This is a genomic window from Kosakonia sp. Marseille-Q7440 (assembly GCF_965119485.1).
Genome location: NZ_CBCPLT010000002.1, coordinates 1403896 through 1428889, shown reverse-complemented (window position 1 = coordinate 1428889; position 24994 = coordinate 1403896). Strand labels below are relative to the sequence as shown.

Here is a 24994-nt window from a genome sequence, read left to right as displayed (position 1 = left end):
GCTACTCTTCGACCAGCGTCTCCAACGGCGCAGGTTTGCCGATCAGATACCCCTGAAGATAATCGATACCCAGCGCGACCGCCGCGCTGCGTATCTCTTCGCTCTCCACATACTCCGCCACCACCTGCATCTTTTTCATCCGCGCCAGATGGCAGATCGACTCCACAATCTGGTAATCGAGACTGCTGGCAACGATATTGCGGATAAAACTGCCATCAATCTTCAGAATATCCGCCGACACGGTTTTCAGCCGTGCATAGCTGGCATAGCCGGTACCAAAATCATCAATGGCCACCCGACAGCCCATCTGTTGCAGCTGCGATAAGGTATTGATCGCCTGCGCCAGGCTCGGTAAAGCATTACTTTCGGTGATCTCAAAAATAAGCTGCCACGGCTCAACGCCGTACCTCTCAAGCAGATGCAGTACCTCGTGGGCGAAGTGCGTGCGGCAGAGCGACGAGGGTGAGAGGTTAATGGCGAAACGCTGGCCGGGAAGCGCCTCGTGGTGCTGGGCCATAAAGCGCAGAACATGCTCTGTCACCCACAGGTCGATGCGCGATGAGAGGCCAAACTCATGGGCCACCGGCAAAAAGAGATCGGGCTTGATGATCTCACCGCTCTCCTCGCGCATCCGCAAAAGAATCTCGTGATAGTCATCGCCGCGTACGCCCTGGATACGCTGCGCCATCAGCACAAAATGGTCCTGCTCCAGCGCCAGTTGCAGGCGGTTCATCATCTCCACTTTGCTTTTCACCCCGCGCTGCACGTTCGCCGCCCCGCGGTTTTGCAGGCTTTCCGGGTGATTGGTCGCCAGCGAAAGATCGGCAATCGTGCTCAGCTCGCCCAGCAACATATAGAGATGTTTGACCGGCGAGCGCACATAACAGTAGCTAAAACCGACCTGCGGCTGAAGCGGCATCTCATCCCAGACGAAACGAAACTGTTTGACCCGTGCATCCAGCGCTTCGATGCGCGTCTGGTGTGATTGGGTATTCAGGCGAATCACCAGATCGTGGCCGGAGAGCTGATGGACACACTCCTCCGCCGTCAGCAGCGGCTTAAGCCAGTCCGCCATGTGCTGTTTGTACTGAATACGCAGCCAGACGCCATAGTTGCGCCCGAGCAGCTCCAGCTCCGGCACGCGTAAAAAACAGAGCACTGACCAGGGGGTATCCGCAAGGGCTCTGCTCAGGGCGCGCAGATTCGGCATATGCGTAACGGGGTCGATATAGGCCAGCCGCCGGGCGCGATCGTGCACCTGCCGCTGACGGGTCGCCATAATCGCCATCGCGAGGATCATAAAAGAGAAGACCAGATAGCTGGAGGAGGCAATCGCCAGCTGCACATCCCAGGTGGGCGAATTAGGCAGATAGTGATAATAAAAGTGAACCGAGAGCACCAGCAGCGGCGTCCAGATAAAGAGCATAAATCGAAAGCCGTAGCGCATTGAGCCCCACAGCATCACCGGTAGCAGCAGCGACAGCGTGTAGTTTGTGCTGAATATCGAGCTGTTATTATTCAACGGCCGTAGCAGCAGCAGCAAAATGGCGGTGATGATGCCTAACCAGATCAACAGTTCTATTCGCGTCACTTTACGGTCAAACTCGGCGCGCAGCTGTGAAAACCAGGCAATGGCATAGCGCGGATGGCGCAAAATACGGATCAATAAATAGCTAAAGGGTACGCCGGTGATGGCGCCCACCAGCAGCGCCTGGTAGTTAATCAACGTAGGCACATTAAGCGCCAGCGCCCCGCCCTCATTAACCGCAACGTGAAGATTTAGCCAGACCCCCAGCTCAAGCAGGATCAGATAGAGCGTGGCGGGGCTGAGTACCTGCCAGAAGACCCGCTGCGTCATCTGCCGCGTAGAGCCATAAGCAATTTGATGACGGCGGGCGACAAAAAGCCGGTAGCCGAACCAGCTCAGCAGCAGCGGAATCAGCATATGCACGCATCGCTCCACCACCACGAGCGGGCCGTCAGAGGCATAATGCCAGGTTAAGGCGATGATCACGCCTGGCAGCGCGGCCCAGCCAAAGAATGTCATCATGGTGGTGAAGAGGGCCATCGGCAGGTAATAGAGCATCACCTCCTGACCTGAAATAATGGTGAACGTATTTGCCAGATTAACGAGCGGATAGAAAACGGGGGTAATGATGAGCGGCAGCGCCCACCATCTGTCTTTGTATCTGTTGTAACTTCTTATCAATGACATAATCACTCAGCAAACCCGCATAACGCGAGAGAGGTGGTTAAGACAGGTTTCCAGCCTGACTACACGAAGCCCAAACAGCGTGGCAGTGCGCAAATGATAAGAAATTTAAGAGGTCAATGCGGAGCGACAATTGTTTTAGATCAAGTAATGCGCCGCGACGCGGTTATATTCGGCTGATTATTACCGATCTCGCGTTTTTTTATTTAAGGTGTAAATAATTAATTTATCTTATATAAAGTGTGGTGATATTTTATTCACACTGTTTTTGCGGCAAGCGTGATTGATCTTAATAAGAGAGTGTGACTTAATGTCCTCGTCGCCCGTTGTTCGGGTATTCCTAAGGAACCATTGTGAGTCAGGCAACCAGTATGCGAAAACGACATCGATTTGACAGTCGCATGACCCGTATCGTACTTCTTATCAGCTTCCTCTTCTTCTTCGGCCGTTTTGTCTATTCCTCTGTTGGCGCCTGGTATCACCATCAGGAAAAAAGCCAGTTACAACCTGTTAGCCAGACTATCGACCCCACCGCACAACGTTAACGATTTCCGTTTTTTTTTCTGCACGCTTTCGCGTGGAGTTACGCACGCCTGCATCTTATCTGTCGAGACCAAGCCAGCGCTCCTCAAGACGGCTCAGTGCCGTATAGGGTGCGCTACGTCCAACCGTCAGCGTAAAGCCTTCTGGCCAGTCTCCGGTTGGGCTGATTCCCTCGTTGTCCAGCCAGCTGACAAAAAGGCGGCGGCCATAATCTGACTTACATTGCGTAAAGACCTCCGCGATCTCGCTCCGAGTGATGGTCGTACCAAAGTGTTTTCTTTTTTGCAGCTTGATGTCGCACACGCCCGCCCACAGGCGACGCCCCTGCAGGTAAACGAGATAGCCGACAAATGCCAGCACCAGACCCCGAAATGCCCCGTTGAAGATCGGCTCCGCCAGCGGAAATTGCGAAAGATAGGTAATACCAACAAAGACACCGACCACCAGCAACGCGGCAAAAAGAAGGATGGAGAGCGCGGTAAGCCATTTTCGCCAGTTGAGCAGATCGGCCATTTTACTGCATACAAAGCGTGAGATAGCTACCCAATCAAGCAACATCATGCTTAAGACTACGTTGAGAGCAGCCAGCGAGCTGGTGTAATGTCCATGCCCGGTGATGAGATAAAACGGTGTTACCACGTTTGCCAGCGTCGGGGAGTAAAGCCCGAGCACGCTGAGCACCAGTAAAACCACACTCGCAATGCCGCGAAACAGCATAATCGCCGCTGACAGGAAGTCTTTATCCAGAAAAGAGGTGCTACGTCTGGCGGGGCTGGCCTTCGCCGCCGCTTTTTCCGGCTTCTTGCGCTGCACATGCTCCCCCGCTTTCATCATCAGCATCATCGCAAGGGTGATCGCCAGTGCATAACTGGCGCTAAAAAGCGTGATAAAAGGCAGCGTCACGACCAGCGCCAGCGCAGCAACCATCGCCAGCCGCATATTCCACACCCGCAGCTGCGCAATACGATACACACGGCTCAGAGCATCCGATAAGGACAGGCTCAGCAAAATAGCTTTGCGCCGATGCCAGAAGCCGATCTCTGGGATCGCCAGCACATAGCGTTTTAACTCTTCTTCCAGCGCAGGCTTCACCCTCGCCAGATGACGACAGGCGCGAAACGCCGTCTCCTGCAGCCAGGCATCGCCAATCGCAATCGCGTTGGCCAGCACAGGTTCAGCGTCTGCTTCACGCAGCAGACCGGTGGTTTCCAGGCAGACCTTCGCCAACAGGATATTCTGCCCCTCTTTCACATGCCCGGTGACAAAAGCACTCAGTTCCTCGGCGAAAGGCTGGAGCACGTCACGCCGGGAGCCAAACGCATCAATCAGAAAGCGCAGCGAATGGATGGCACGTAGGCGATGATGCGGATCGGCAAAATGTTGCGTGATCTCATGCCAGCAGAGATTTGCCAGCCGCTGCGCCTCGGCGTCTTGACAGAGCTGGGCATACAACACCAGCGCATCGCGCCCGCGCGCGTCGGTGGGAATATGGTTATCCGGTACCGCTTGCGGACGTTGTAGAAAGCGCGTAGTAACGAAGTACTCAAGAAAGCGGCGGTGAACAAAGGCAAACGACCTTTCCGGGCCCGTCGTCACGCGGGCGATCTTGGCGTGACGCAGGATCTCCAGTACCGTCCCGACCTTGTCAGATTTTATCCGGGCGTTAATCACTTTTACCGGGGCCTCAAGGCCGAGGGTCGGTTCATGAAAAACAAACCAGGCGATATCGGTTGTGACATCAATGACTTCCTGCGCCGTTATCTGTGACTCTCTGAGGTACTCTTCGCAAAGCTTCAATCGCTCATCAATGTAATTTTTATAGATCTCCGCTTGGTTAACCGGCAGGCAATCGTTACCCGCAATCCACTCGCCGAGCAGCGCCATAATGAAGGGGTTACGCGCCAGCGGCATCAAATCCTGGCGCTGGCTAAAGAGCGTATTTCTCAACGCTGGTGTAAAACGCGGATAGTGGCTCAACGCATAAGTGATATTCGTTTCAGATAGGGGACGGATCTCCAGCACCTTTTCCGCCTGAAAAGCGGAAGTGGGCCGACGATAAATGCGCGAAGCCAGCAGCCCCCGTGAGGCGGGATGAGAGGCGATAAACTTGCCGAGCACCGATGAGAGTGCATGGATAACATCCGAATCCTCTCTGGCGTCCAGCAGCGGCGAGATCTCATCAAACGAATCGAAAATAAAGAACAAGCGACCGCTGGACCAGAGCTTACGGAAGTAGTTAGCGACAAACTTGGTGGTGAAGACATCGCCGCGACGACTAAGGTTTTTGATGATAAACCCTTCAAGATCCTCAACGGAAAACTCAGTGCGCCCATTCACCTTCGTTATTTTAGGCATCCATTCGCGCAGATTGACGTAAATCGGTACGCGGTTGGTTCTCTTCACCTCCGCCAGCATATCCTGCGCCAGTTTACGTAGCGCCACACTCTTGCCCGAACCTGGCACGCCTAAGACTAAAAATGCGCCTGTTTTCTGATCGCGGCGAATCGCCTCCTGCAAGCCCATAACCTTCTTACGTCCGCGCGAGTGTCGGGTTTTACGGATCTCTACCTCGGCCTCAAGTTCGGTGTAGTGATTTGGGCTCCAGTCCGTCTCTTCATCGATGGCCTCTAAATCTTTGCGCAGCACGTGGCAAAAACTTTTCAACTGTCTGGGAAAGCTCTCATCAGGAAAATCTTTTTTTAGTGGTACAGGATGGACGCCGCTGACGGAGTCTGAGCGGGTGAAATAGAAAACGGCAATGATGATGATGCCGAGGATCGCGCTAACCCACCACGAGGGCTGGCTGACCAGCAGACTATTTTTCAACCAGGCCGGGGCATGTTGCAGACCGGGTAACGTCCAGATCCCACTCAGCAGAGAGTTGATAGCGGTTGAGGTGCTGCTGATCGCTCCCATGCCCAGCACCAGCACAAGGGTGCGTATTTTATTGATGCCATAACCAGCGGGCATCAGCAGCGGGCGGGCAATCACCAGCATGACGATGATAAACCCGGCGACAAAAGCCGCATTTACCCACGAAAAGAAGTAGCCCGAGCCGACCACAAAAAATAAAGCCAGCATCAGCAGGATTAAGAAAAATTTAAGGCTACCGGACATGCTTACTTCCCTGTTAACGACAAATTATGGCGTGAAGGGCACTATAACTTTTCTGCAATGAGATACCAGAAGTCGCCCACCAGATTTAGTAGGCCTCGGGGAAATTAAGTGATGAGCGCAGCGTTACCTCCTCCGCTCAACCCAGTGGAAAAACTACCTGCTCTTATAGCGGTTTATTTTCCACAGAATGATTACAATTCCCGCCGTCACGCCACAGCACGCCATTTAACAAGGGAAACTATGCACGATTATCAACAAGGCGATAAATTCAGGAATTATAACGATCCGGAAGTGTATGACACTGCCGAGGATGCGGCAGAAGCAAAACGCCAAAGAGCCCGACAACAAACCCCTTCTTCAGCAGCACCCGAGCCAGATATGAGCAATACCGACCCCGTCGGCTGCACCCTGCTGCTTTTACCCAGCCTCTGTTTTTATGGTTTCTGTGTATACCCGGCGATGGGCGCGTCTGCCATGCTGGCGCTCTCCTCCCAGCCGCTACGCCTGATTGGCCTGGTGTGTTACAGCGCCTGGTGGGTTATCTCCACCATTATGCTACTGCCCTGCCTGCTAACGCCGCTTATGACTAATAAAGTCGTAGCGGGGGTTATCACCTTTATTCTGATGTTTCTGTGGATGGCGGTGCTGAATGCGTTTATCGCCCGAAAATGGGCGCAGAAACGGAAGATGATGAAAAAGGTGCTGCTGGGTGTGGTGCTTCTGACCGTTGTTCCGGTGCTGCTCGCCTGGTTTGCCCATGCAACTGGCCTGGTTGACGCCTACTGGTGGGAGCGCGGCTGGGCAGGATACGATCCGCTGACCGGGCTGTTTTTCCGAGGCCACGTGGGGGAAGCCTTCAGAGGCGGCCGCTATTGAGCAAAGCCCCATTGCGGGGCTTATTTTCTTACCCGTTCACGCCCTCAGCTTGCATCATCAGACGCAGTGCGCAAACCACTCGCCAGCGTGGTGAAAGCGTCGATCATCTTTGGTAACGCCTGCTCTGGCTCGTCGCTGGCGGCAACCCAGAGGGCGGCATTCAGCGCCGCACCGTTTAGCAAGCGCGCGGCGGCGTCGGCATCAACCGGTTTAAGCTCGCCATTTTCAATCATGGTGATAACCGTCTGGCGCGTGGCTTCGAGGCAGCTATTCTGGCTTGGCCACTGAGCCGGATCGCCGAGAAACGCAGGGCCATCAAGCAGGACGATGCGCCGCACTTCTTCATCCAGCGCCATTTTAATGTAGGTAATACCTTCGGCTAGCAGCTGCTGCCACGCATCGGCGGCTTTCGCGGCCTCGGCCTTCGCCCGCTGTGCCATCTCGCCATCGATCTCGGTGACGACGGCTGCCAGCAGCCCTTTTTTATCACCAAAATTGTGGTACAGCGCGCCGCGCGTCAGGCCGACGCTGGCGGTTAGCTCATCCATCGAAGCGGCGGCAAACCCTTTTTCAGCAAAGGCACGTCGCGCTGCCGCCAGCAATTTCGCGCGGTTCTCTTCCATCGTTTCACTGCGGCGTTTACCGGCCATCATCCTCTCCTTTTGACATACGGAGTGTATCTCATTTGACATACGCCACGTATGTGATATTAATTTCATATACGCGGCGTATATTAAATCATTTCCCTGCGCCGCGCACTCGTCCCAACTACATTGCCAAAAGGAAATAGTATGATCCGTCGCGAAGCCGTTTTCCCTGCTAACCGTCATGCGCTTTATGAAGCGCACGGCTACTCCGCCGCTATTCGCTCCGGCGATCTGCTCTTTGTCTCCGGCCAGGTCGGCAGCCGGGAGGATGGCACGCCGGAGCCCGATTTTGCCCGCCAGGTTGAGCTTGCCTTTGCGAACCTCAGCGCAACCCTTGCCGCCGCTGGCTGCACCTTTGACGATCTTATTGATGTCACCACCTTCCATACCGACCCGGAAGCGCAATTTCCGACCATCATGCAGGTAAAAGAAGCGATTTTCCCGCAACCGCCCTACCCCAACTGGACCGCTGTGGGCGTCAACTGGCTGGCGGGTTTCGACTTTGAAATCAAAGTGATTGCCCGCATTCCCGACGCGCAGGCGTAACGCGCGACGCACGAACCACCACACCGCTGCTGCGTGATGTGCCAGGCTGATCCTGTCCTTACTGCACAACGGAGAAGTGATGATGATGACCTTATGCCGCGCCTGCGGCACCTCGTATGAGACCGCAGGCGAACACCCGCAGCAGTGCAAAATCTGTGTTGATGAGCGGCAGTTTGTGCCACCCGGCGGGCAACAGTGGGTCGATCCTAAAGAGCTGCTGGCTTCCCATACCAATAAGTGGAGGCAGCACGAGGCGGATCTCTTCAGCCTGCAAACGGTGCCGAATTTTGCCATCGGCCAGCGCGCCTTTTTGGTGAGAACGCCGGAGGGGAATATTTTATGGGACTGCATCGCCACCCTCGACGCGGCGACAAAAACGCTGATTGCCGCGCTGGGCGGGCTGAAAGCGATTGCCATCTCTCACCCGCACTACTACACCACTATGCAGGAGTGGGCCGCCGAGTTTGATGCGCCGATCTATCTTCACGCCAACGATCGCGAGTGGATCATGCGCGACACGCCTTATCTGAATTTATGGGAGGGCGATACGCTTCAGTTGACCCGCGACGTTAGCGTGATGCGCCTCGGCGGCCACTTTCCCGGCGGCGCGGTGCTCTACTGGGCGCGGGATGAGGGCATTGTGCTGTCGGGAGATATTGTGCAGGTCGCGCCGGGCAATGACGCAGTCTCGTTTATGTGGAGCTACCCGAATATGCTGCCGCTGTCGGCCGACACGTTGAGCGACATGCTGCGCCGCCTGAGCGCAATAAACTTCACCCGGCTCTACGGCGCGTTTGAAGGCAGGGAGATTACGCACAACGCCGCAGAGATCGTGCGGCGTTCCGGCGAGAAGTACATAGCCTGTCTGCGCTAACGGACTCAGCCCGGCCCTTCGCTGGCCGCCGCCAGCAGCGGCACCAGCACATCGCTGATGGGCACCGCCATGCCGTGCGCGTGGCCGAGCCGCTGGATCACGCCGTTACGGATATCCCACTCCAGCGGGCGGTTCGCCTGGCGGTCGGCCAGAATAGAGGTGCCCAGATCGGCAGGCGCGCGCTGGAAGTTGCCGACAATCTCCTGCGGCACATCATCTTTCAGCACCGCCCCTTCGGCGCGCGCAACGGCAAGGCACTCCCGTAAATAGGCCAGCGCCAGCTGGGTAATATCGTCGCGGGAAAACATACCGGCACGGCGATTGGCCAGCACCATCAGCCCGGCCGCCGCATTCTGCAACAGCTTGCGCCAGGCGATAGAGAGAAAATCCGCAGAGAGGTCGACCGCGCAGCGCGTACCGTTTAACGCTTCGACCACCCGCTGCGCCTGCGGCACATCCGGCAGAGTCAGGCGCGGTTTCGCCCGCAGCCAGACGGAGGCATCCGGCTCGCGCTGCGCCGGAAACCAGACCACGGAAGGGAGCACCGTCGCGCCATTGACCAGCGGCGCGAGCTGCGCTTTCTGCTCCACGCCATTTTGCAGCGCACACACCACCGTCTTTTCATCGCACAGCGCGGCGAGCCAGGCCGCGCTCTCGGCAACCTGAGTGGTTTTCACCGCCACAAACAGTAAATCGACCGGCTGCTGGATCGCCGTTGGCTCGGTGAGAACCGGGCCGGGGACGACGATCTCGCCCTCATCGTGGCGCAGCGTTAACTGCGAATGGGCGGTGCGCCCGCAGAGCAGCGGCGCGCGGTCAACTTCATGCAGCGCGGCAGCAATTGTAGTGCCAATCGCGCCCGGGCCAATCAGCGCAATCGTAAGATTTTCAGACATCAAACGTTCTCCTGCTGTGATCATCGGTTATCAGTGCCCATCAGGCGTGATTGACGCATAAGCGTTTTTCGCCCGCTTAACACCATAAGCCCGTTGCGGAACGAAAGACAGCCGATTTCTTCTTACGCCTCTTTTGCCCGCCGCGTCGCCCACTCGCAAATCCGCATGATGACAACGAAAAAGACCGGCACAAAAAATAGTGACAACACGGTGGCGCTGATCATGCCGCCAAACACCCCGGTGCCAATCGCATGCTGGGTACTGGCGCTGGCGCCGCTGGCAATCATCAACGGCACCACGCCGAGCGTAAAGGCAAGCGAAGTCATCAAAATGGGGCGCAGCCGCTGCCGCGAGGCCAGTAGCGTCGCCTCGAGGGTGCTTTTGCCCTGCAAACGCAGCTGGCGGGCAAACTCAATAATCAGAATGGCGTTTTTCGCCGACAGGCCAATCAGCGTGATAAGCCCGACTTTGAAAAAGACATCATTGCTCATACCGGCGACGATCACCGCGATAAGCGCGCCGATCAGCCCCAGCGGCACCACCAGCATCACCGCAAAGGGGATCGACCAGCTCTCATACAGCGCGGCAAGCACCAGAAACACCACCAGCACCGACAGCGCAATCAGCCCCGGCAACTGTGCGGCAGAGGCTTTCTCCTGTAGCGAACTGCCCGCCCACTCACCGCCAAACCCCTCTGGCAGTTCGCGCGCCAGCTGCTCCATCGTCGCCATCCCGGTGCCGCTCGAGTGCCCCGGCGCGGCGCTGCCGGTAATGCGTATTGCCGGGTAGCCCTGATAGCGGTTGAGCTGCTGCGGCGACTGGGTCCACGTCGCGCTGACCACGCTTGAGAGTAAAACCATCTCACCGCTTCTGTTTTTCAGCGGGATGTTAAGCAGCGTCTCCGGCTGCATCCGGTATGCGGCATCGGCCTGCACAATCACCTGCTGTAAGCGACCGTTCTGCGTGTAGTCATTAACGTAATTCGAGCCGGAGGCGACGGAGATCGCCTGGTTAATCTCCTCAAACGAGACGCCCATCGCCTCGGCTTTCTCACGGTCGATGGTCAGCGAGATCGAGGTGCCCTGCGGCAAACCGTCGATATAGACATCGGAGAGCGCGCCGCTTTCATTTGCCTTCTCCACCAGCGTATCCGCCGCCTGTTTCAGCGCGTTATATCCCTTTCCTGCCCGATCCTGAATATAAAAGGTAAACCCGGATGAGGTCCCCATATCGGAGATGGCAGGCGGCAGCAGGCTCATGGTCGTCGCGCCCGGCACGGACTCCATCTTTTGCTGGATAAGATCGGCTTCACTCTGTGCCGTCGCACCGTGGCGCTCCTGCCACCCTTTTAAGGTGGTAAAGGCCATCGCCGAGTTCTGCCCGGAGCCTGAAAAACCGAAACCGAGGATCATCAGGTTGCTGTCGATGGCCGGGCGATCGACCAGCGCCTGCTCAAACTGCTCCACTACCTCCGTGGTGCGCTGCATGGTGGCGTCCGAGGGAAGCTGAATGGAGGACATAAAGTAGCCCTGATCCTCCTCGGGCAAAAAGGAGGATGGCAGCGCCACCAGACCGGCAAACAGCGCGATGCAGAGCGCGGCGTAGATCAGCAGCATGCGGCCGCTGCGCATCAATACCCATAAAAGCCCGGATTCATAACGCGCTGACAGCCCGTTAAAGGCGCGATTAAAGCGGGCGGAGAATCCCCGTGCAGCGCCCGTGTGCGGCTTTAGCACCGTTGCGCAGAGCGCGGGCGTTAAAGTGAGCGCCAGGAAGGCGGAAAAGAGGATCGATACCGCCATCGCAATGGCGAATTGCCGGTAGATCAGGCCAACGGAGCCGCTGGCGAAGCCCATCGGGATAAACACCGCTGTCAGCACCAGCGTGATACCGATAATCGCCGGAGTGATTTCATGCATCGCCTGCCGGGTGGCGTCGGCGGGCGTCATCCCCTGCTCCTCCATCAGCCGCTCAACGTTTTCAACCACCACAATAGCGTCGTCGACGATGATGCCAATTGCCAGCACCATGCCAAACATGGTGAGGATATTGATGGAGTACCCGCTCAGCAGCATCACGGTAAAAGTGCCGAGTAGCGCGATAGGCGCGACAATAGCCGGGATCAGCGTACAGCGCACTTTATGCAGGAAGAGCAGCATCACCAGGAACACCAGCACCATCGCTTCGATAAAGGTCTGCACCACTTTGTAGATGGAGAGTTTAACGAAGGGCGCGGTATCAAAAGGCACCGTAAAGACCACTCCTTCCGGCAGCACGCTTTTCAGCTCCGCCAGCCGCTGATGCACTGCCGCTGCGGTGTTAATCGCATTCGCCCCGGTGGAGAGCTGGATCGCCGCAGCCGTTGCCGGCACGCCATTCTCGCGAATACCAAAGGCGTAGCTCTGTAAACCGCTCTCAACGCGTGCGATATCCGCCAGCCGCAAACGCGCGCCGGTGGTGTTCGACTTCAGCGTGATATTGCGAAACTCCTCAATGGAGGAGAGCTGGCCTTTAACCGTCAGCGGATAGGTGACGCGCTGCCCCGCCAGCGCAGGCTCATCTCCCACGCGTCCCGGCGAGACCAGCACGTTTTGCTGCGCAATCGCCGTGGTGACATCGCTGACGGAGAGCTGATAGCTGTGCATCTTGAGCGGATCGAGCCAGATACGCATCGCCTTCTCGCCGCCAAAGAGCTGCACCTTGCCGACGCCGGGAAGACGGCGCAGCTCATCGGTCACATTGCGGGCAAAGTAGTCGCTGAGATCCGCCTCCTGGTACTTACCGTTCGTCGATTTCAGCCCGACCATCATCAAAAAGCCGGTCTCTGCTGCATCGACGCTAATGCCGTTTTGCCGCACCACCTGCGGCAGCCGTGGCTCAACAATTTTGATCTGATTTTGCAGGTCGATCTGCGCAAGCTTGACATCGGTGCCCGGTTTAAAAGTCACGGTAATCGATGCCGTGCCGCTGGTATCGCTGGTGGCCTCAAAATAGAGAATGTTATCTACGCCGGAGATCTCGCGCTCAATCAGCGAAATAACCGAAGTGTTCATCATCTCCGGCGTCGCACCTGGAAAGGTGACGGAAATAATCACCCCTGGCGGAGCCACCGCCGGATATTGTGATACGGGCAGCTTTGGAATGGCGAGCAGCCCGCCGAGGATAATAAATAGCGCGATGACCCAGGCAAAAACGGGGCGTGCAATAAAAAAGTGCGGCATGGTTTTATTTTGTCATGTTGTCCAGAGGATCAGGCGCGGGCATGATTATGACTCGCCATTTTCTGCGCCTGGTTAATCAATAATCGTAAGGTTTATCTGTTTAGCCTTAATGCATGGTTGATGGAGCCTGTGTGGAGAGAGCGGGATAAGATCAGAATCGCCGGACGAACAGAAAGAGCGGCGTCACACCAAAAAAGGCGGTGAGAAAGCACTCATAATAGAAAGTGAGATCGTAAATCGTCGGCACGCGATAGCGTAAGGCATTAAAGATAACGATCAGGCTAATAAAGAGTGAGGCAATAATAAGAAAGATAAGGGTTAATTCCTGTAATACGCCGTTTTTCTGCTGCACCACTAACAAAAACGTGCAGGCGCAGAGGTTGATATAGAGCAACGGCGAGGCGAGCAGCGTTAGCGCCACTCTCTCTCCAAGATGGTGTATTAACAGCAGCCATATATAGAGCAGGCCCCAGCAGACCAGCAGAAAAACAACCAGCGAGGGAAAATTCTCAGCCCTGGGTTTTATATCCAGTTTCATCATTGCTTCATTCCTGATGAATAAACGCGGCCCGGCAGCCGTGATATTTACTCTGCACGCGAGGCAGCACACACCGGCTGTTTGCACCGATGGCAAAACAGTGAGCGACTATTGTTATTCCGCTGCGTGTACATTTTTTAACGTGAATGTGGAGTCTGTGTGGAAGCCGGAATGGGACGTTGAGAAAGAGCGCATTACGGCATGCAACTTTTGCCGTCGGGTCTGGTCTGACTGTGGCAAATTGCTGGCAGGACACCACCGTGTTTCATTCAGAAAGAACTAAATTAATACGCACTGACATCGTCAACGGTAGCGGGAGAGAACATGGACAATAAGCACCTTATTCTGGTTGCTGAAGATGATGATGAAATCGCCGATATTCTGCAAAGCTACATCCATCGCGCCGGGATGCGCACGCTGCGCGCGGCCGACGGCGAGCAGGCGATTAGCCTTTGTTATCTGCATAAACCCGATCTGGTTTTGCTCGATATTCAGCTGCCCATCCATGATGGCTGGAGCGTCCTGAGCGCGGTGCGCAAAGAGAGCACGGTGCCGGTCATCATGGTCACCGCGCTGGATCAGGACATTGATAAATTGATGGGGCTGCGGCTCGGCGCGGATGATTACGTGGTGAAGCCTTTCAACCCGTCGGAAGTGGTGGCGCGAATCGAAGCGGTGCTGCGCCGCACCAAAGCGGGCGGCGTGCCGCCATGCGATAAACCGATTCGCACCCGGCATGTCACGGTCTATCCCGAGGAGTTTTATGTCGAGGTGCATGTTGAAGGTGAAACGGTCACCCCGCTGCTGACCACCACCGAATTTAAGCTGCTGGCGCACCTGGCGAAAAACCCGCGCAAAGTCTGCTCCCGCGAAGAGCTGCTCAATGCCTGCCTGCCGGAGGGCGATACGCTGGATCGCACGGTCGACAGCCATATGAGTAAGCTGCGCAAAAAGCTGGAGCAGTGCGGCCTGAAGGGGATGCCGGAGAGCATTCGCGGCATGGGCTACCGTCTGGGGCAGATGAAATGAGCCGCCAGCAGACCTTAGATCGGCAGATCCTGTGGTTTATGATCTCGCTGACGCTGATCGTGATTGCCATCGCCATCATCGGCTCTTATCTCTTTTATGCCTTTCTGATCGACTACATTCCCGGCGGCGCGGAGATTGGCAATGAGGAGCAGATGACGATTGTCGACTGGGCGTGGATCCTGATGGTCACCCTAGTGTCGCTCGCCATCTCGCTCTTTTTCGCCGTCAGGCTGTCATCAAAAATCCTGCGCCCTTTAACCTCTGTCGCCACCAGCCTGCGGCGCATTGCTGAGGGCGATCTCGGCGCACGCGCCGCCTGCTCCAGTTCGCACCTTGGCGAGGTCAATAACCTCGTTAATGACTTCAATACTATGGCGGAAAAACTGCAAACCCTTGAGGCGCAGCGGAAATCGTGGAATGCGGCGATTGCCCACGAACTGCGCACGCCGGTGACAATCCTGCGCGGCAGGCTGCAAGGGCTGGTCGATGGCGTATTCGACGCCGATCCGGCGCTTTTTGCCAACCTGCTTAAACAGACAGAAGGGTTAACCAACCTGATTGAGGATATGCGGGTGGTCAGTTCTTCGGGCGCGGCGCAATTTTCATTAACCCTTGAGGAGGTCGATTTACAGTCGACGTTGCAAAGCGCGATTGATGCCTTCTCGCTGGAGTTCGCGCGGCATCACGTCAACGTGATCGCAGAGCTGCGCCCGCAGGCATGCGTATGCGATCCGCTACGCATTATTCAGTGCCTGACGGTGTTGTTCGATAACGCCATCAAATATGCCACCTCGAAAACCGTGGTGATAAAAAATGGCGTCACCGATAAAGAGGTCTACGTGCTGGTGCAGGATCACGGCCCCGGCATTCCTGAAGGGCTGCATAAATTCCTGTTTCAGCCTTTTCAGCGCGGAGCCGACGCGCGTGAGGCGCACCCGGAAGGTTGCGGGCTGGGTTTATCCGTGGTGAAAGCGATCATGCTTGCCCACGGTGGCGATGTGACCTACACCCTGACGGCCAACCGCCATTCGCTGTTCAGGCTGAGCTGGCCGTTATGCCCAACGCGCTAAGTTAAGTTGAGGTGCCACATCTCACCCAGCCGGGTATCCCACTCGGCCGGGACGATCTTCAGTTTTCCCCGGCGCGGGCTGAGGGTGATTTCACTAAAATAGATCACCTCCTCCGCGGGCATCAGATCGATGCGGCAGTAATCGATCCCTTTGGCTAACCGTTCCGAAGCGCCGATCGCGCGCTGCAATAAGTCGGGTTCGGGGATCGCACCAGGCGTGTTGGGATACTCCATCTGGTAGGGCTGTAACTGCCATGCGCGGTTATAGACATTGATATAACCATTCCCCTCTTCATCGGTAAAATCCGCCTCAATCACCTCGGCAACACCGTGGAAGCAGTGCAGCCGCAGCATTTCTGGCGTCTGGTTTTTATTGCCGTGGGTAAAGACGTCGATATATTTCTCGCACAGAATAACGGGCGCAATATCTTTGTACTGCCACTCGCGGGTGGCGTAATACATATTCTTTTTCAGCGCCAGCGACAGCTTATTAATGGCTGCGCCAACGTTAAGTTCATCCTTATCAAGACAGACCACCGCACTGCCGCTGTCGTGATTACACTTCAGCACAAAGCGCTGCGGCAGGGCGTTGAAATCGATATCGCTGACTTTGTGATAAACCCCGAGCAGCGGCACGATACGTAATTGATCGGTGCGGGCATGAACGTAGTCACGCACCGCCAGCTTATCCGCCAGCAGGGTGTAGAGCGGGTTTCGGTCATACAGCATGCGGTGGCAGATCTTTTCGCTGAGCGTCACCGGGTGGCGCAAATCGTGTTCGCGTCCGGAAATTCTTTTTAGCCTGCTGGCATGAAAATGGCTGTCCGCCACGGCGCAGGCCGTCATTTTTTTCGCTAAATAAGAGATGTATTTACGGAAATAGTCGAGTTTGTTCATTGCCCCCTCCTGAGAACAATGAAGATTTTGAACGGCTTTTATTGCGCGATATTGCGCGAATTATGGAGAGAAAATGGAGGTCAATAAACGACCTGTCTTGCCGTTTTAAATAATTCAGCCCTTCTCTTTTTTTCGGTAATAAATTCTCTATCGCTAAATGCACAAAGCGGGCTACCAGAATTGGCGGCGCGGGGTGTTTGAAGGGAGAGGGAAAGTTCTTTACTCTCGAAGAGCAGACACATATCCATCCCATTGATGATAAAAATCATCTCCAGATAACTAAAAAATGATAAGGGAAAACCATGCCTATTGAGATCGCCACCCAGGTAACGGAGCAGGACAAAGAGGAGCTGCTGAGCGGCTTACGGCGCTATAACCAGCAGTTTATTGATGGCTCTGGCTGGGGCCAGGTTGGCATCTACAGCCGTAACGAGGCGGGCGCGATGATCGGTGGGTTAATCGGTACGCAAAAAGGGTTATGGCTGTGCATCGATTTTTTATGGGTCAGTGAAGAAGCGCGAGGTGCCAGGCTTGGCAGCAAACTTATCCGCACGGCGGAAGAGCAAGCACAGCGTATGGGCTGCCGACACGCGCAGGTGGATACCGTCAGTTTTCAGGCGCTGCCCTTTTACCTTAAACAGGGTTACGAACTGAAATTCAGCCTGCCGGACTATCCCGAAGAGGGGATGCAGCGCCACTACCTGATCAAGTTAAACCTGAATGATCCGCGCTGAGGCCAAAATGGATATTGCGTTGCAGGAACTGGATGAGTCGCATATCGCGCCCTGCGCGCAACTTTACTGTCGCACCTACCAGCAAGCGCCGTGGAATGAGAGCTGGCCGTCGCCGCAGCCGATTGTCGAGTTTATTCAGGCGCATTTGGGCAATAACTATTTCCGCGGTTATATCGCCAAATACGGCGATGAAGTCATCGCGGTAAGCATCGGTTTTAAAAAACCGTGGCCGGGCGGTGTGGAGTATTACATTGATGAGTTCTTTATCGACCCGGATTATCAAAGAAAGGGAATTGGTACGCAGCTGATGGCATTTATTGAGGCGCGCTGCCGTGATGAAGGGCTGAATGCGATAATCCTCAATACGCAAAAAGGGTATGCCTCGGATGATTTCTACACACGTAATGGCTTTAAAGAGCATCAGGGCTTAATTGTTCTCTCTAAATCGTTAGCCAATCACCAGGAGGCCGCCTTGACCCTTTATACCTCACGCTTACTCCTGCGCCCCGTTGCCAAGGACGATCTCAGCGATCTGTTTGCGATTTATGGCGATCCGGCGACCAACACCTTTAATCCGGCAGGCCCCTATCCCGATATTGCGTACACAAAAACGGTGCTGGATCGCTGGCTGGCGCACTGGGCAGAGCACGGGTTTGGCAGTTGGGCGATTGCGCTGCGCGACGCGCCCGAGAAAATCATCGGTTTTGGTGGCCTGAGCCTGCGCAGCTTTGCCGATATCCCGATGAATAACTTAGGTTATCGCTTTGCCACCGACGCCTGGGGCAAGGGGCTGGCGAGTGAGTTATCGCTCTATGCGGTGAGATATGGTTTTGAGACGCTGAACATGGGGGAGATTTGCGGCGTAGTGCGCGCTAACCATCTGGCGTCGCGAAAGGTGCTGGAAAAAGCTGGACTGAAGTTTGTGCGAGAAATTGCGGATATTGAGAATGCGCCGCCAAGCCTGCTTTACGCCCTGAGCAGGGATGAGTGGCAGCAAAACGCCTCCCATCCCTCAGCCTGAAACGCGAGGTGGGCCTGCCACCTCGCTTCACATCAGAACCCCGGCGTGCGGGTCTGTTTGCTGTCCATAAATTTGATACGCGCCTCTCTCCAGACAGGATCGTCCAGTTCAAGAGCGGTGTTGGAGAGTTTCAGCACGGCTTGTTGCGTAGTGGAAGAGCACGCCATCCCAGCCTGTTTGCCGGGCTCTTTGCACCATACCATCGGCGTCGAATAAGGAGCATTTGATGCCGGGCCATACTTCTCGACCGCCGCTTTTTCCATCGCCTCTTTATTGGCAGTCGACCACGGCAGCTCGTAAGTGATCATTGACGCTGCCAGCGGATGTTTCGCATCCACCGGAACGCGGCCTTCGAAATAGACCTGCAATTTCACACCCTCTTTTTCATACCCGACAAATTTCGGCTGTTTATTGCCGGTGACCGGGTTATCTTGCGGGTATTTATCCACCTGTAGCGCAGAGGCGGGCACATTGAAGTGAGTGGTAATGGCCTTGACCACCTCATCGTAATCCATGCCGGTTTTCACCCCGGCAACGTCAAACTTTGTCACTTCGACGGCACGCAGCTCTTCCGCCTGAACCACAGAGGCACCCATCAACGAGACGAAAACAATCGCGCTTAAACGCTTAAACATCCTGAACTCCTGTTCCTGAAAAGTAAGCCATTGAGCGCCTTACATTACGTCCAATGTCGATGGGCATTAAGATAGCAGCGCGTGAGGAGATGGCAACCGCACCGCCCTACCAGGGTTGATAGGTTTTTCCGCAGTAGTGCGTTTATGCGCCTCGTCACAGAATAGAGAGGTCAATTTTTGCCCTGGCAAACAGAGCAGCTGAACCCTGGACTCATGTTAATAGCATGTTGCAATTGATTCAGGGTAAATGTTAACGGCGATTAATGCGCGTCACGCATCAGCCGATGAGTTTAATGCGCTTATTCAGCTACTTTTCCTGATCCACTCTTCAGAGAGGCGCGTTACAAGCGTCACTGTATAACTGGAGATGACATGCAAACATTGACCCCTATGGCACGAACCAGCGCGATACTGCGCGTTACCTCAGGCAACTTTCTCGAGCAGTTTGACTTCTTCCTCTTTGGCTTTTATGCCACCTATATTGCGCATAATTTTTTCCCGGCCAGCAGCGAGTTCGCCTCGCTGATGATGACCTTTGCGGTCTTTGGCGCGGGCTTTTTAATGCGCCCTATCGGTGCCATTGTGCTTGGGGCCTACATCGATAAAGTGGGCCGCCGCAAAGGGCTTATCGTCACGCTGTCGATCATGGCGGCAGGCACCTTTCTGATCGTGCTGATCCCCTCTTACCAGACCATCGGTATCTGGGCGCCGCTACTGGTATTAAGCGGGCGCTTACTGCAAGGTTTCTCAGCCGGGGCCGAGCTGGGCGGGGTCTCCGTTTACCTGGCTGAGATCGCCACGCCGGGCCGCAAAGGGTTTTACACCAGCTGGCAGTCCGGTAGCCAGCAGGTCGCCATTATGGTCGCCGCCGCGATGGGCTTCGCCCTTAACGCCGTGCTGGAAGAGTCGGCGATCCGTGAATGGGGCTGGCGGTTGCCCTTCCTGTTTGGCTGCCTGATTGTGCCGTTCATCTTTATCCTGCGCCGCAAACTGGAAGAGACCCAGGAGTTTAACGCCCGTCATAAAAAGCTGGCGATGCGCGAAGTGTTTACAACCCTGCTGGCGAACTGGCCGGTAGTGATCGCCGGGATGTTAATGGTGGCGATGACCACCACCGCCTTTTACCTGATCACCGTTTACGCGCCGACCTTCGGCAAAAAAGTGCTGATGCTCAGCGCTTCAGACAGCCTGCTGGTGACGCTGCTGGTCGCGATCTCCAACTTTATCTGGCTGCCGATTGGCGGGGCGTTATCCGATCGCTTTGGCCGCAAAGCAGTGCTGGTGACCATGACACTGCTGGCGCTCTTCACCGCCTACCCGGCTCTCAGCCTGCTGGCGCAAAACCCGACCTTTACCATGATGCTGACGGTGCTGCTGTGGCTGTCGTTTATCTATGGCCTCTATAACGGCGCGATGATCCCGGCATTAACGGAGATTATGCCCACCGAAGTGCGTGTCGCCGGTTTCTCGCTGGCTTACAGCCTGGCAACGGCGGTATTCGGCGGCTTTACGCCGGTGATCTCAACCGCACTGATTGAGTACTCTGGCGATAAAGCCTCCCCCGGCTACTGGATGAGTTTTGCAGCGATCTGCGCCCTGCTCGCCACACTCTATATGTACCGCCGCAGCAGTTTAACCCTGCAAACCGCACGTTAAGGAGTGACGATAATGAAGACAATGTTCCGTTCCCTGTTCGCCACGCTGCTGCTCTGCACGCTTAGCCTGAGCGCCACGGCGAAAGAGATCACGGTAATGATTTCCGGCGGCTTTAAACCGGCGTTGCAGAAGCTGATCCCGCAATTTGAAGCGAAAACCGGCGATACCATTGTGGTGGTTGCCGGGCCGTCGATGGGCAAAACGCCGCAGGCGATCCCCGCGCGGCTGGCGCGTGGCGAAGCGGCGGATGTGGTGATTATGGTCGGTGACGCGCTGACAAAACTCTCAAAAGAGGGATGGATTGCGCCCGGCTCCCGCGTCGAACTGGCGGACTCACCGATTGGGATGGTGGTGAAAGAGGGTGACGCCGTTCCCGCGATCAAAACGAACGAGGAGCTGCGCGCAACGCTGCTGAAAGCTAAATCAATTGCCTATTCGGATAGCGCCAGCGGCGTTTACATCAGCAGCCAGTTATTCAAGAAACTCGGTATCGAAGAGGCGGTAGCGCAGAAAGCGCACAAGGTGGAGCGTATCCCGGTCGCTGGCGAGGTGGCAAAAGGCCATTACGCCGTCGGCTTCCAGCAGGTGAGCGAACTGCTGCCAGAGCATGGCGTGACGTTTGTCGGCGAACTGCCAGCCGATCTTCAGTACATTACCCGTTTTGCCGGGGCGGTGACCGCGAAAGCGCAACATGCGCAGGAGGGCAAAGCGCTGCTGGCGTTCCTCTCCTCACCTGCGGCGCAGTCAACGATCCATCTTACCGGGATGCACTCCGTTGCGGCGGCACCGCGTGATACTGCTCAGTGATGAGTTTCTCCAGTTCGGCGGCGATATAGGACTGCACCCGTCCGCTGCGGCGGATCAGCCCCAGCGTGCGTTTGACTACCGGGTCGGTCAGCGGCAGATGCGTCAGCACCGAATGGGCTGACGCGGGCATCGACATCGCCGGTATCGCCGCAATGCCGACCCCCGCTTCCACCATGCCTATCATGGTGGTGACATGGCGGGTTTCACAGATGCTCGGGCGCTCAGGCGTAATGTGCCCCAGCATCTGGTCAATCAAATTGCGATTGCCGGAGGTTTTATCCAGCCCGATATAGTCATACTGATAAAACTCGCGCCAGGTAAGGCTCTTCTTGCTGGCAATTGGGTGATCGTGGCGGCAGGCCGCGACATAGGTATCCACCACCAGCGGGCGAAACTCGATATCCGCCAGCAGGCTACCGGCAAAACAGATGCCGAAGTCGGCCTGGCCGCTGGCAACGGTGTCAATCACGTTGCCAGCGCTGCTATCAATCAACTTCACGCGCACCCGGGGAAAGCGGGCTTTAAAGGTGCGGATAACATCAGGCATGAAGTAGCACGCCGCAGAGGGCACGGCTGCGACCGTCACCACGCCGACGCGATCCTGGCTCACTTTATCGATATCGGCTAACACCGCTTCCACATTCATCAACAGCTGTTCTGAACGCTCGGCGAAGGTCTGCCCGTAGAGGGTCAGCGCAACCCGGCGCGTGGTTCTGTCGAACAGCTTAATGCCCAGCGCGTTCTCAAGCTTCTCTATGCGGCGGCTCAATGCTGACTGCGACAGGCAGATTGACTCGGCGGCAAGGCGAAAATTGCCATATTCCACCAGGGCGCGGAAAGCATAGAGGTCGTTGAGATCGAAATTGACGGGCATGATGGCAGGCGATCCTTCTCGGGCGGTCAACTGAGGGATAAGAGCATAACCGCCCGGCAGACAAGATCAACTTTTTAACAATGTTACAACAGCGGGCTTTGCGTCATCCACAGTACGATTAGCGCAATCAGCGCCGGAAGCGCCTGCACATAGAGGATTTTTTTACTGGCCGTTATCGCACCGAAGATACCGGCTATCAGCACGCAGACGAGGAAGAAAACTTTAACCTGAAAGCCGTCGCCGCCAAGCCACAGCCCCCACAGCAAACCGGCGGCCAAAAAGCCGTTGTAAAGCCCCTGGTTGGCGGCCATCACCCGGCTATCACGGGCAAAATCAGCAGTAAGGTTAAACGCCTTGCGACCTGTCTCTGTATTCCAGAGAAACATTTCGAGCACAAGAATATAGAGGTGAATAACGGCGACAAGCGCAATCAGGATATTTGCTGGCATAGCAAGCCTCAAAAATTAATGTGCGGGTTAAGAAACAGCTTAACCCATTTTTCGTTAACTTTGCGGCTGGCACAAGAGTGGCGGAGTAGTAATAAAGCGAAGCGCGGACGTACAGCCAGATTATCGCCGCTGCACGTTGCGCCCGGTAAGACTATAACTCGTTTTCGGAAGCCGCAGGCGCGGTCAGCGTTGCTCTTACCTGCGGCAGGCCGTGCGGATAGTTTTGCTGAATAAACTCAATCATTTTTTCCCGCACGTAGCAGCGTAAATCAAAGGCCGTTGGGGAATTCTGTGCCGTCATCAACATCCTGATGGTCATGGTTTTTTCCGTGGTATCGGTAACCTGAAGTACCTGAGTTTCCTGATCCCACAGTTTGGTTTCACTGAGCACTTTTTCAAAATGCTGGCGCAGCGGCTCTAAAGGCATCGAGTAATCCACATAAAGAAAAACCGAGCCTAAAATTTGCGCATTATTACGCGTCCAGTTCTGGAACGGATTTTCGGTAAAGTAGGTGATCGGCAGCACCAGCCGACGCAGATCCCACAGACGCACCACCACATAGGTCAGGTTTATCTCCTCAATCCAGCCCCACTCTTTTTCCACCACCACGGCATCATCAATTTTAATGGGTTGCGTAAAGGCAATTTGAATACCGGCAAAAAGATTGACCAGTGACTTCTGCAAAGCAAAACCGATAATAATACCGGCAACCCCGGCACCGGCCAGAATCGTAGTACCGAATTTTCGCACCCCCGGGAAGCTGAGCAAAATCAGGGAGAGGCAGAGCGTCACGAGGATAACGATAGCGACTTTCTTCACGTACATTATCTGCGTGCGGATTTTGCGCGCACGAAGATTGTTAGAAATATTAATGTCATAGCGGATAAAAAGCATATCCTGAGCCACGTTAATTAAGCGGATCAGGACCGAGCAGAATGACAAAATAATAAATATATTTATTGTCGTTGTAATAAACCCCAGCGATTCCGGCTGGATGTGGACATAATTTACCCCGACGCGGATTAACAGCAGCGGGATGAAAAGAAACATCGAGCCGCGCAGATGTTTCTCAAGTGATTTGAAGAGTTTTCTGTCCCGGCCCTGCCAGTAACGGATAAATTGCAGCAGTGTAAATCTCGCGAGAAAACCGATCGCGAGCGAGAGCGTGACGAGCAATACCGCAGGCACCCATGCCGGAGCGCCAGATAACTCACCAAATAAAAAAGGCATGCTTTCCCCTTATATTCTGCCAACACCCCTGCGTTGTCAGTACGGTTAAACGGATCGGTAACCCTTCCCTTGCAGATAATCCGCAGAGTGCCTGATTCCCGCGCCTTATTATATGAAAAATATGAAAACAGCCTTCTCTGTTGATAACAATATCAGGCAATTCTGATAACGATTTTCAGCGGTGATTTGCCCTGAAGTGAGAGCGATATATTAAGAACTCTAACGTAAACGGCTGGCAAAAATTACGCATCCACTATACTGACCACTGCAGTTGTCATTTACCTACGAGGCTGCTGACGATTTCAGAACGTATAAAACCTGTACCCATAACCATCAGGAGAACAACATGCAAAAGAGTAAAACTTTAAAAGGACTGCTGGCCGTATCAGCCGCTGTCGCGATGTTCACCACGGTTGGCGTGCAAGCCCAGACTCCGGCGAGCGCCGCGCAGAGTAGCGCTACCGCATCAAGCACCAAACTCAGCTCCGGCGACGAAAAAGCGTTAAAAGATATGGCGCAGGCCAATATCAATGAGGTCGCCGCCGCGAAAATCGCCCTGGAAAAAGCTAAAAGCAGCGAAGTGAAAGCCTATGCGCAGAAGATGGTCGATGACCATGGCGCAGCGTTGACCAAAGTTCAGGACGTCGCCAAGCAAAAAGGCGTTGAACTGCCGACCGAGCCGGACGCCAAGCACAAGACTATGGCTGCTAAGCTTGAAAAAGAGAGCGGCGACAAGTTTGACAAGCTCTATATGGAAAACGCCGGCACCAAAGACCATAAAATGGTGCTCTCTAAACTGCAAAGCGACGCTAAAAAGATTAAAGATCCGGATGTGAAAACGCTGGCCGATGCGCATACGCCGGTGGTTGAGCAGCACCTGAAGTCTGCCGAGCAGATGTCTGCAAGTAAGTAACAAAGCGTAAAAAAGTACACGAGCCTGCGAGTAAAATGACACAGGTTCGATGTGTTGCAGATAAGGGCCGCGCCGCTGTCATAGGCCGTGGCGCGGCCCTTCAGGTCATCCATCCCGCTTCGCTCACGGTTAACCAGTGGTTAAATAATACCCTGCAGCTATCGCACCAATACATAATGCTGCTGACGAGATTGCCGATAACCAGATCA

General features: G+C 55.2%; 23 protein-coding genes and 1 pseudogene. 12 read left to right on the top strand and 12 right to left on the bottom strand.

The features are described from left to right. Window position 1: 1 nt before the first annotated feature. Window positions 2-2215, bottom strand: coding sequence for an EAL domain-containing protein (locus ACWPW2_RS20560; RefSeq protein WP_454125049.1), 2214 nt, complete (start codon window positions 2213-2215; stop codon window positions 2-4). A 350-nt stretch (window positions 2216-2565) separates the two neighbouring features. Between ACWPW2_RS20560 and ACWPW2_RS20555 the strand changes: the two genes are divergently transcribed. Next, window positions 2566-2757 carry a YfgG family protein gene (locus ACWPW2_RS20555; protein WP_071789562.1) on the top strand — a complete coding sequence of 64 codons (192 nt, stop codon included), beginning with the start codon at window positions 2566-2568 and terminating at the stop codon, window positions 2755-2757. 55 nt (window positions 2758-2812) lie between these two features. Here ACWPW2_RS20555 and ACWPW2_RS20550 read toward each other — a convergent pair whose 3' ends face one another. Continuing rightward, window positions 2813-5872 (bottom strand): NACHT domain-containing protein, encoded by a 3060-nt coding sequence (locus ACWPW2_RS20550; protein WP_454125046.1) that lies wholly within the window; start codon window positions 5870-5872, stop codon window positions 2813-2815. A gap of 378 nt (window positions 5873-6250) precedes the next feature. On the opposite strand from ACWPW2_RS20550, the gene ACWPW2_RS20545 reads away from it, so the two are divergent. After that, the gene (locus ACWPW2_RS20545; protein ID WP_023481245.1) at window positions 6251-6748 is read left to right on the top strand and encodes a hypothetical protein; all 498 of its coding nucleotides are present in this window, start codon (window positions 6251-6253) and stop codon (window positions 6746-6748) included. Window positions 6749-6792: 44 nt separating this feature from the next. Here the strand turns inward: ACWPW2_RS20545 and ACWPW2_RS20540 are convergent, their stop codons facing one another. Beyond that, the gene (locus ACWPW2_RS20540) at window positions 6793-7398 is read right to left on the bottom strand and encodes a TetR/AcrR family transcriptional regulator (RefSeq protein WP_454125301.1); all 606 of its coding nucleotides are present in this window, start codon (window positions 7396-7398) and stop codon (window positions 6793-6795) included. 141 nt (window positions 7399-7539) lie between these two features. Between ACWPW2_RS20540 and ACWPW2_RS20535 the strand changes: the two genes are divergently transcribed. Beyond that, window positions 7540-7941, top strand: coding sequence for a RidA family protein (locus ACWPW2_RS20535; protein WP_023481186.1), 402 nt, complete (start codon window positions 7540-7542; stop codon window positions 7939-7941). A gap of 82 nt (window positions 7942-8023) precedes the next feature. Continuing rightward, window positions 8024-8815 carry an MBL fold metallo-hydrolase gene (locus tag ACWPW2_RS20530; RefSeq protein ID WP_454125299.1) on the top strand — a complete coding sequence of 264 codons (792 nt, stop codon included), beginning with the start codon at window positions 8024-8026 and terminating at the stop codon, window positions 8813-8815. A gap of 5 nt (window positions 8816-8820) precedes the next feature. Here ACWPW2_RS20530 and ACWPW2_RS20525 read toward each other — a convergent pair whose 3' ends face one another. The 3 genes from ACWPW2_RS20525 to ACWPW2_RS20515 all read right to left on the bottom strand — a co-directional run bounded on the left by ACWPW2_RS20525 (window position 8821) and on the right by ACWPW2_RS20515 (window position 13473). Beyond that, window positions 8821-9711: an oxidoreductase gene (locus ACWPW2_RS20525; protein ID WP_454125044.1), complete on the bottom strand. Its 891-nt coding sequence runs from the start codon at window positions 9709-9711 to the stop codon at window positions 8821-8823. A 122-nt stretch (window positions 9712-9833) separates the two neighbouring features. Next, entirely contained in the window at window positions 9834-12932 is a 3099-nt protein-coding gene (locus ACWPW2_RS20520; protein WP_454125042.1) for a multidrug efflux RND transporter permease subunit, read from the bottom strand. Between the two features lie 151 nt (window positions 12933-13083). Beyond that, the gene (locus ACWPW2_RS20515) at window positions 13084-13473 is read right to left on the bottom strand and encodes a transporter (RefSeq protein ID WP_454125040.1); all 390 of its coding nucleotides are present in this window, start codon (window positions 13471-13473) and stop codon (window positions 13084-13086) included. A 321-nt stretch (window positions 13474-13794) separates the two neighbouring features. On the opposite strand from ACWPW2_RS20515, the gene ACWPW2_RS20510 reads away from it, so the two are divergent. Beyond that, window positions 13795-14499: a response regulator gene (locus ACWPW2_RS20510; protein ID WP_454125038.1), complete on the top strand. Its 705-nt coding sequence runs from the start codon at window positions 13795-13797 to the stop codon at window positions 14497-14499. Then, on the top strand, window positions 14496-15569 hold the full coding sequence (locus ACWPW2_RS20505) for an ATP-binding protein (protein ID WP_454125036.1): 1074 nt from the start codon (window positions 14496-14498) through the stop codon (window positions 15567-15569). Before ACWPW2_RS20510 ends, ACWPW2_RS20505 begins: the two co-directional genes overlap by 4 nt. Here ACWPW2_RS20505 and ACWPW2_RS20500 read toward each other — a convergent pair. Together ACWPW2_RS20500 and ACWPW2_RS20495 are read right to left on the bottom strand one after the other, a co-directional pair. Continuing rightward, window positions 15566-16465, bottom strand: coding sequence for an ATP-grasp fold amidoligase family protein (locus ACWPW2_RS20500; RefSeq protein ID WP_454125034.1), 900 nt, complete (start codon window positions 16463-16465; stop codon window positions 15566-15568). The genes ACWPW2_RS20505 and ACWPW2_RS20500 overlap by 4 nt on opposite strands. Window positions 16466-16545: 80 nt before the next feature. Further along, window positions 16546-16734, bottom strand: a complete 189-nt coding sequence (locus tag ACWPW2_RS20495; protein WP_270222266.1) for a hypothetical protein — start codon at window positions 16732-16734, stop codon at window positions 16546-16548. A gap of 33 nt (window positions 16735-16767) precedes the next feature. Here ACWPW2_RS20495 and ACWPW2_RS20490 point away from each other — a divergent pair, with 33 nt between their 5' ends. The 3 genes and pseudogenes from ACWPW2_RS20490 to ACWPW2_RS20480 all read left to right on the top strand — a co-directional run bounded on the left by ACWPW2_RS20490 (window position 16768) and on the right by ACWPW2_RS20480 (window position 18220). Next, window positions 16768-17199, top strand: a complete 432-nt coding sequence (locus ACWPW2_RS20490) for a GNAT family N-acetyltransferase (RefSeq protein ID WP_454125032.1) — start codon at window positions 16768-16770, stop codon at window positions 17197-17199. After that, window positions 17186-17608 (top strand): annotated as a pseudogene (locus ACWPW2_RS20485) (GNAT family N-acetyltransferase); the annotation flags it as partial. The gene ACWPW2_RS20490 and the pseudogene ACWPW2_RS20485, both read left to right, overlap by 14 nt. A gap of 63 nt (window positions 17609-17671) precedes the next feature. Continuing rightward, window positions 17672-18220, top strand: coding sequence for a GNAT family N-acetyltransferase (locus ACWPW2_RS20480; RefSeq protein ID WP_454125297.1), 549 nt, complete (start codon window positions 17672-17674; stop codon window positions 18218-18220). Between the two features lie 32 nt (window positions 18221-18252). Here the strand turns inward: ACWPW2_RS20480 and ACWPW2_RS20475 are convergent, their stop codons facing one another. After that, window positions 18253-18855 carry a hypothetical protein gene (locus tag ACWPW2_RS20475; protein WP_454125030.1) on the bottom strand — a complete coding sequence of 201 codons (603 nt, stop codon included), beginning with the start codon at window positions 18853-18855 and terminating at the stop codon, window positions 18253-18255. Between the two features lie 372 nt (window positions 18856-19227). Here ACWPW2_RS20475 and tcuC point away from each other — a divergent pair, with 372 nt between their 5' ends. Both tcuC and ACWPW2_RS20465 read left to right on the top strand, forming a co-directional pair. Further along, window positions 19228-20511 carry a tricarballylate/proton symporter TcuC gene (gene tcuC / locus ACWPW2_RS20470; protein ID WP_454125028.1) on the top strand — a complete coding sequence of 428 codons (1284 nt, stop codon included), beginning with the start codon at window positions 19228-19230 and terminating at the stop codon, window positions 20509-20511. Window positions 20512-20523: 12 nt separating this feature from the next. Then, a complete protein-coding gene (locus ACWPW2_RS20465) occupies window positions 20524-21318 on the top strand; it encodes a substrate-binding domain-containing protein (RefSeq protein ID WP_454125026.1) in 795 nt (264 codons plus the stop codon). On the opposite strand, the gene ACWPW2_RS20460 is transcribed toward ACWPW2_RS20465, so the two are convergent. From ACWPW2_RS20460 to ACWPW2_RS20450, 3 genes are all read right to left on the bottom strand, one after another. Then, complete coding sequence (locus ACWPW2_RS20460; RefSeq protein ID WP_023481259.1) at window positions 21269-22192, bottom strand: LysR family transcriptional regulator; 924 nt, start codon at window positions 22190-22192, stop codon at window positions 21269-21271. The genes ACWPW2_RS20465 and ACWPW2_RS20460 overlap by 50 nt on opposite strands. Before the next feature lie 83 nt (window positions 22193-22275). Then, a complete protein-coding gene (locus ACWPW2_RS20455) occupies window positions 22276-22641 on the bottom strand; it encodes a DUF1304 domain-containing protein (RefSeq protein WP_454125024.1) in 366 nt (121 codons plus the stop codon). A gap of 151 nt (window positions 22642-22792) precedes the next feature. Further along, window positions 22793-23872 carry a mechanosensitive ion channel family protein gene (locus tag ACWPW2_RS20450; RefSeq protein WP_270222271.1) on the bottom strand — a complete coding sequence of 360 codons (1080 nt, stop codon included), beginning with the start codon at window positions 23870-23872 and terminating at the stop codon, window positions 22793-22795. A 346-nt stretch (window positions 23873-24218) separates the two neighbouring features. On the opposite strand from ACWPW2_RS20450, the gene ACWPW2_RS20445 reads away from it, so the two are divergent. Then, the gene (locus tag ACWPW2_RS20445) at window positions 24219-24785 is read left to right on the top strand and encodes a DUF4142 domain-containing protein (RefSeq protein WP_454125021.1); all 567 of its coding nucleotides are present in this window, start codon (window positions 24219-24221) and stop codon (window positions 24783-24785) included. The last annotated feature ends 209 nt before the right edge of the window (window positions 24786-24994 follow it).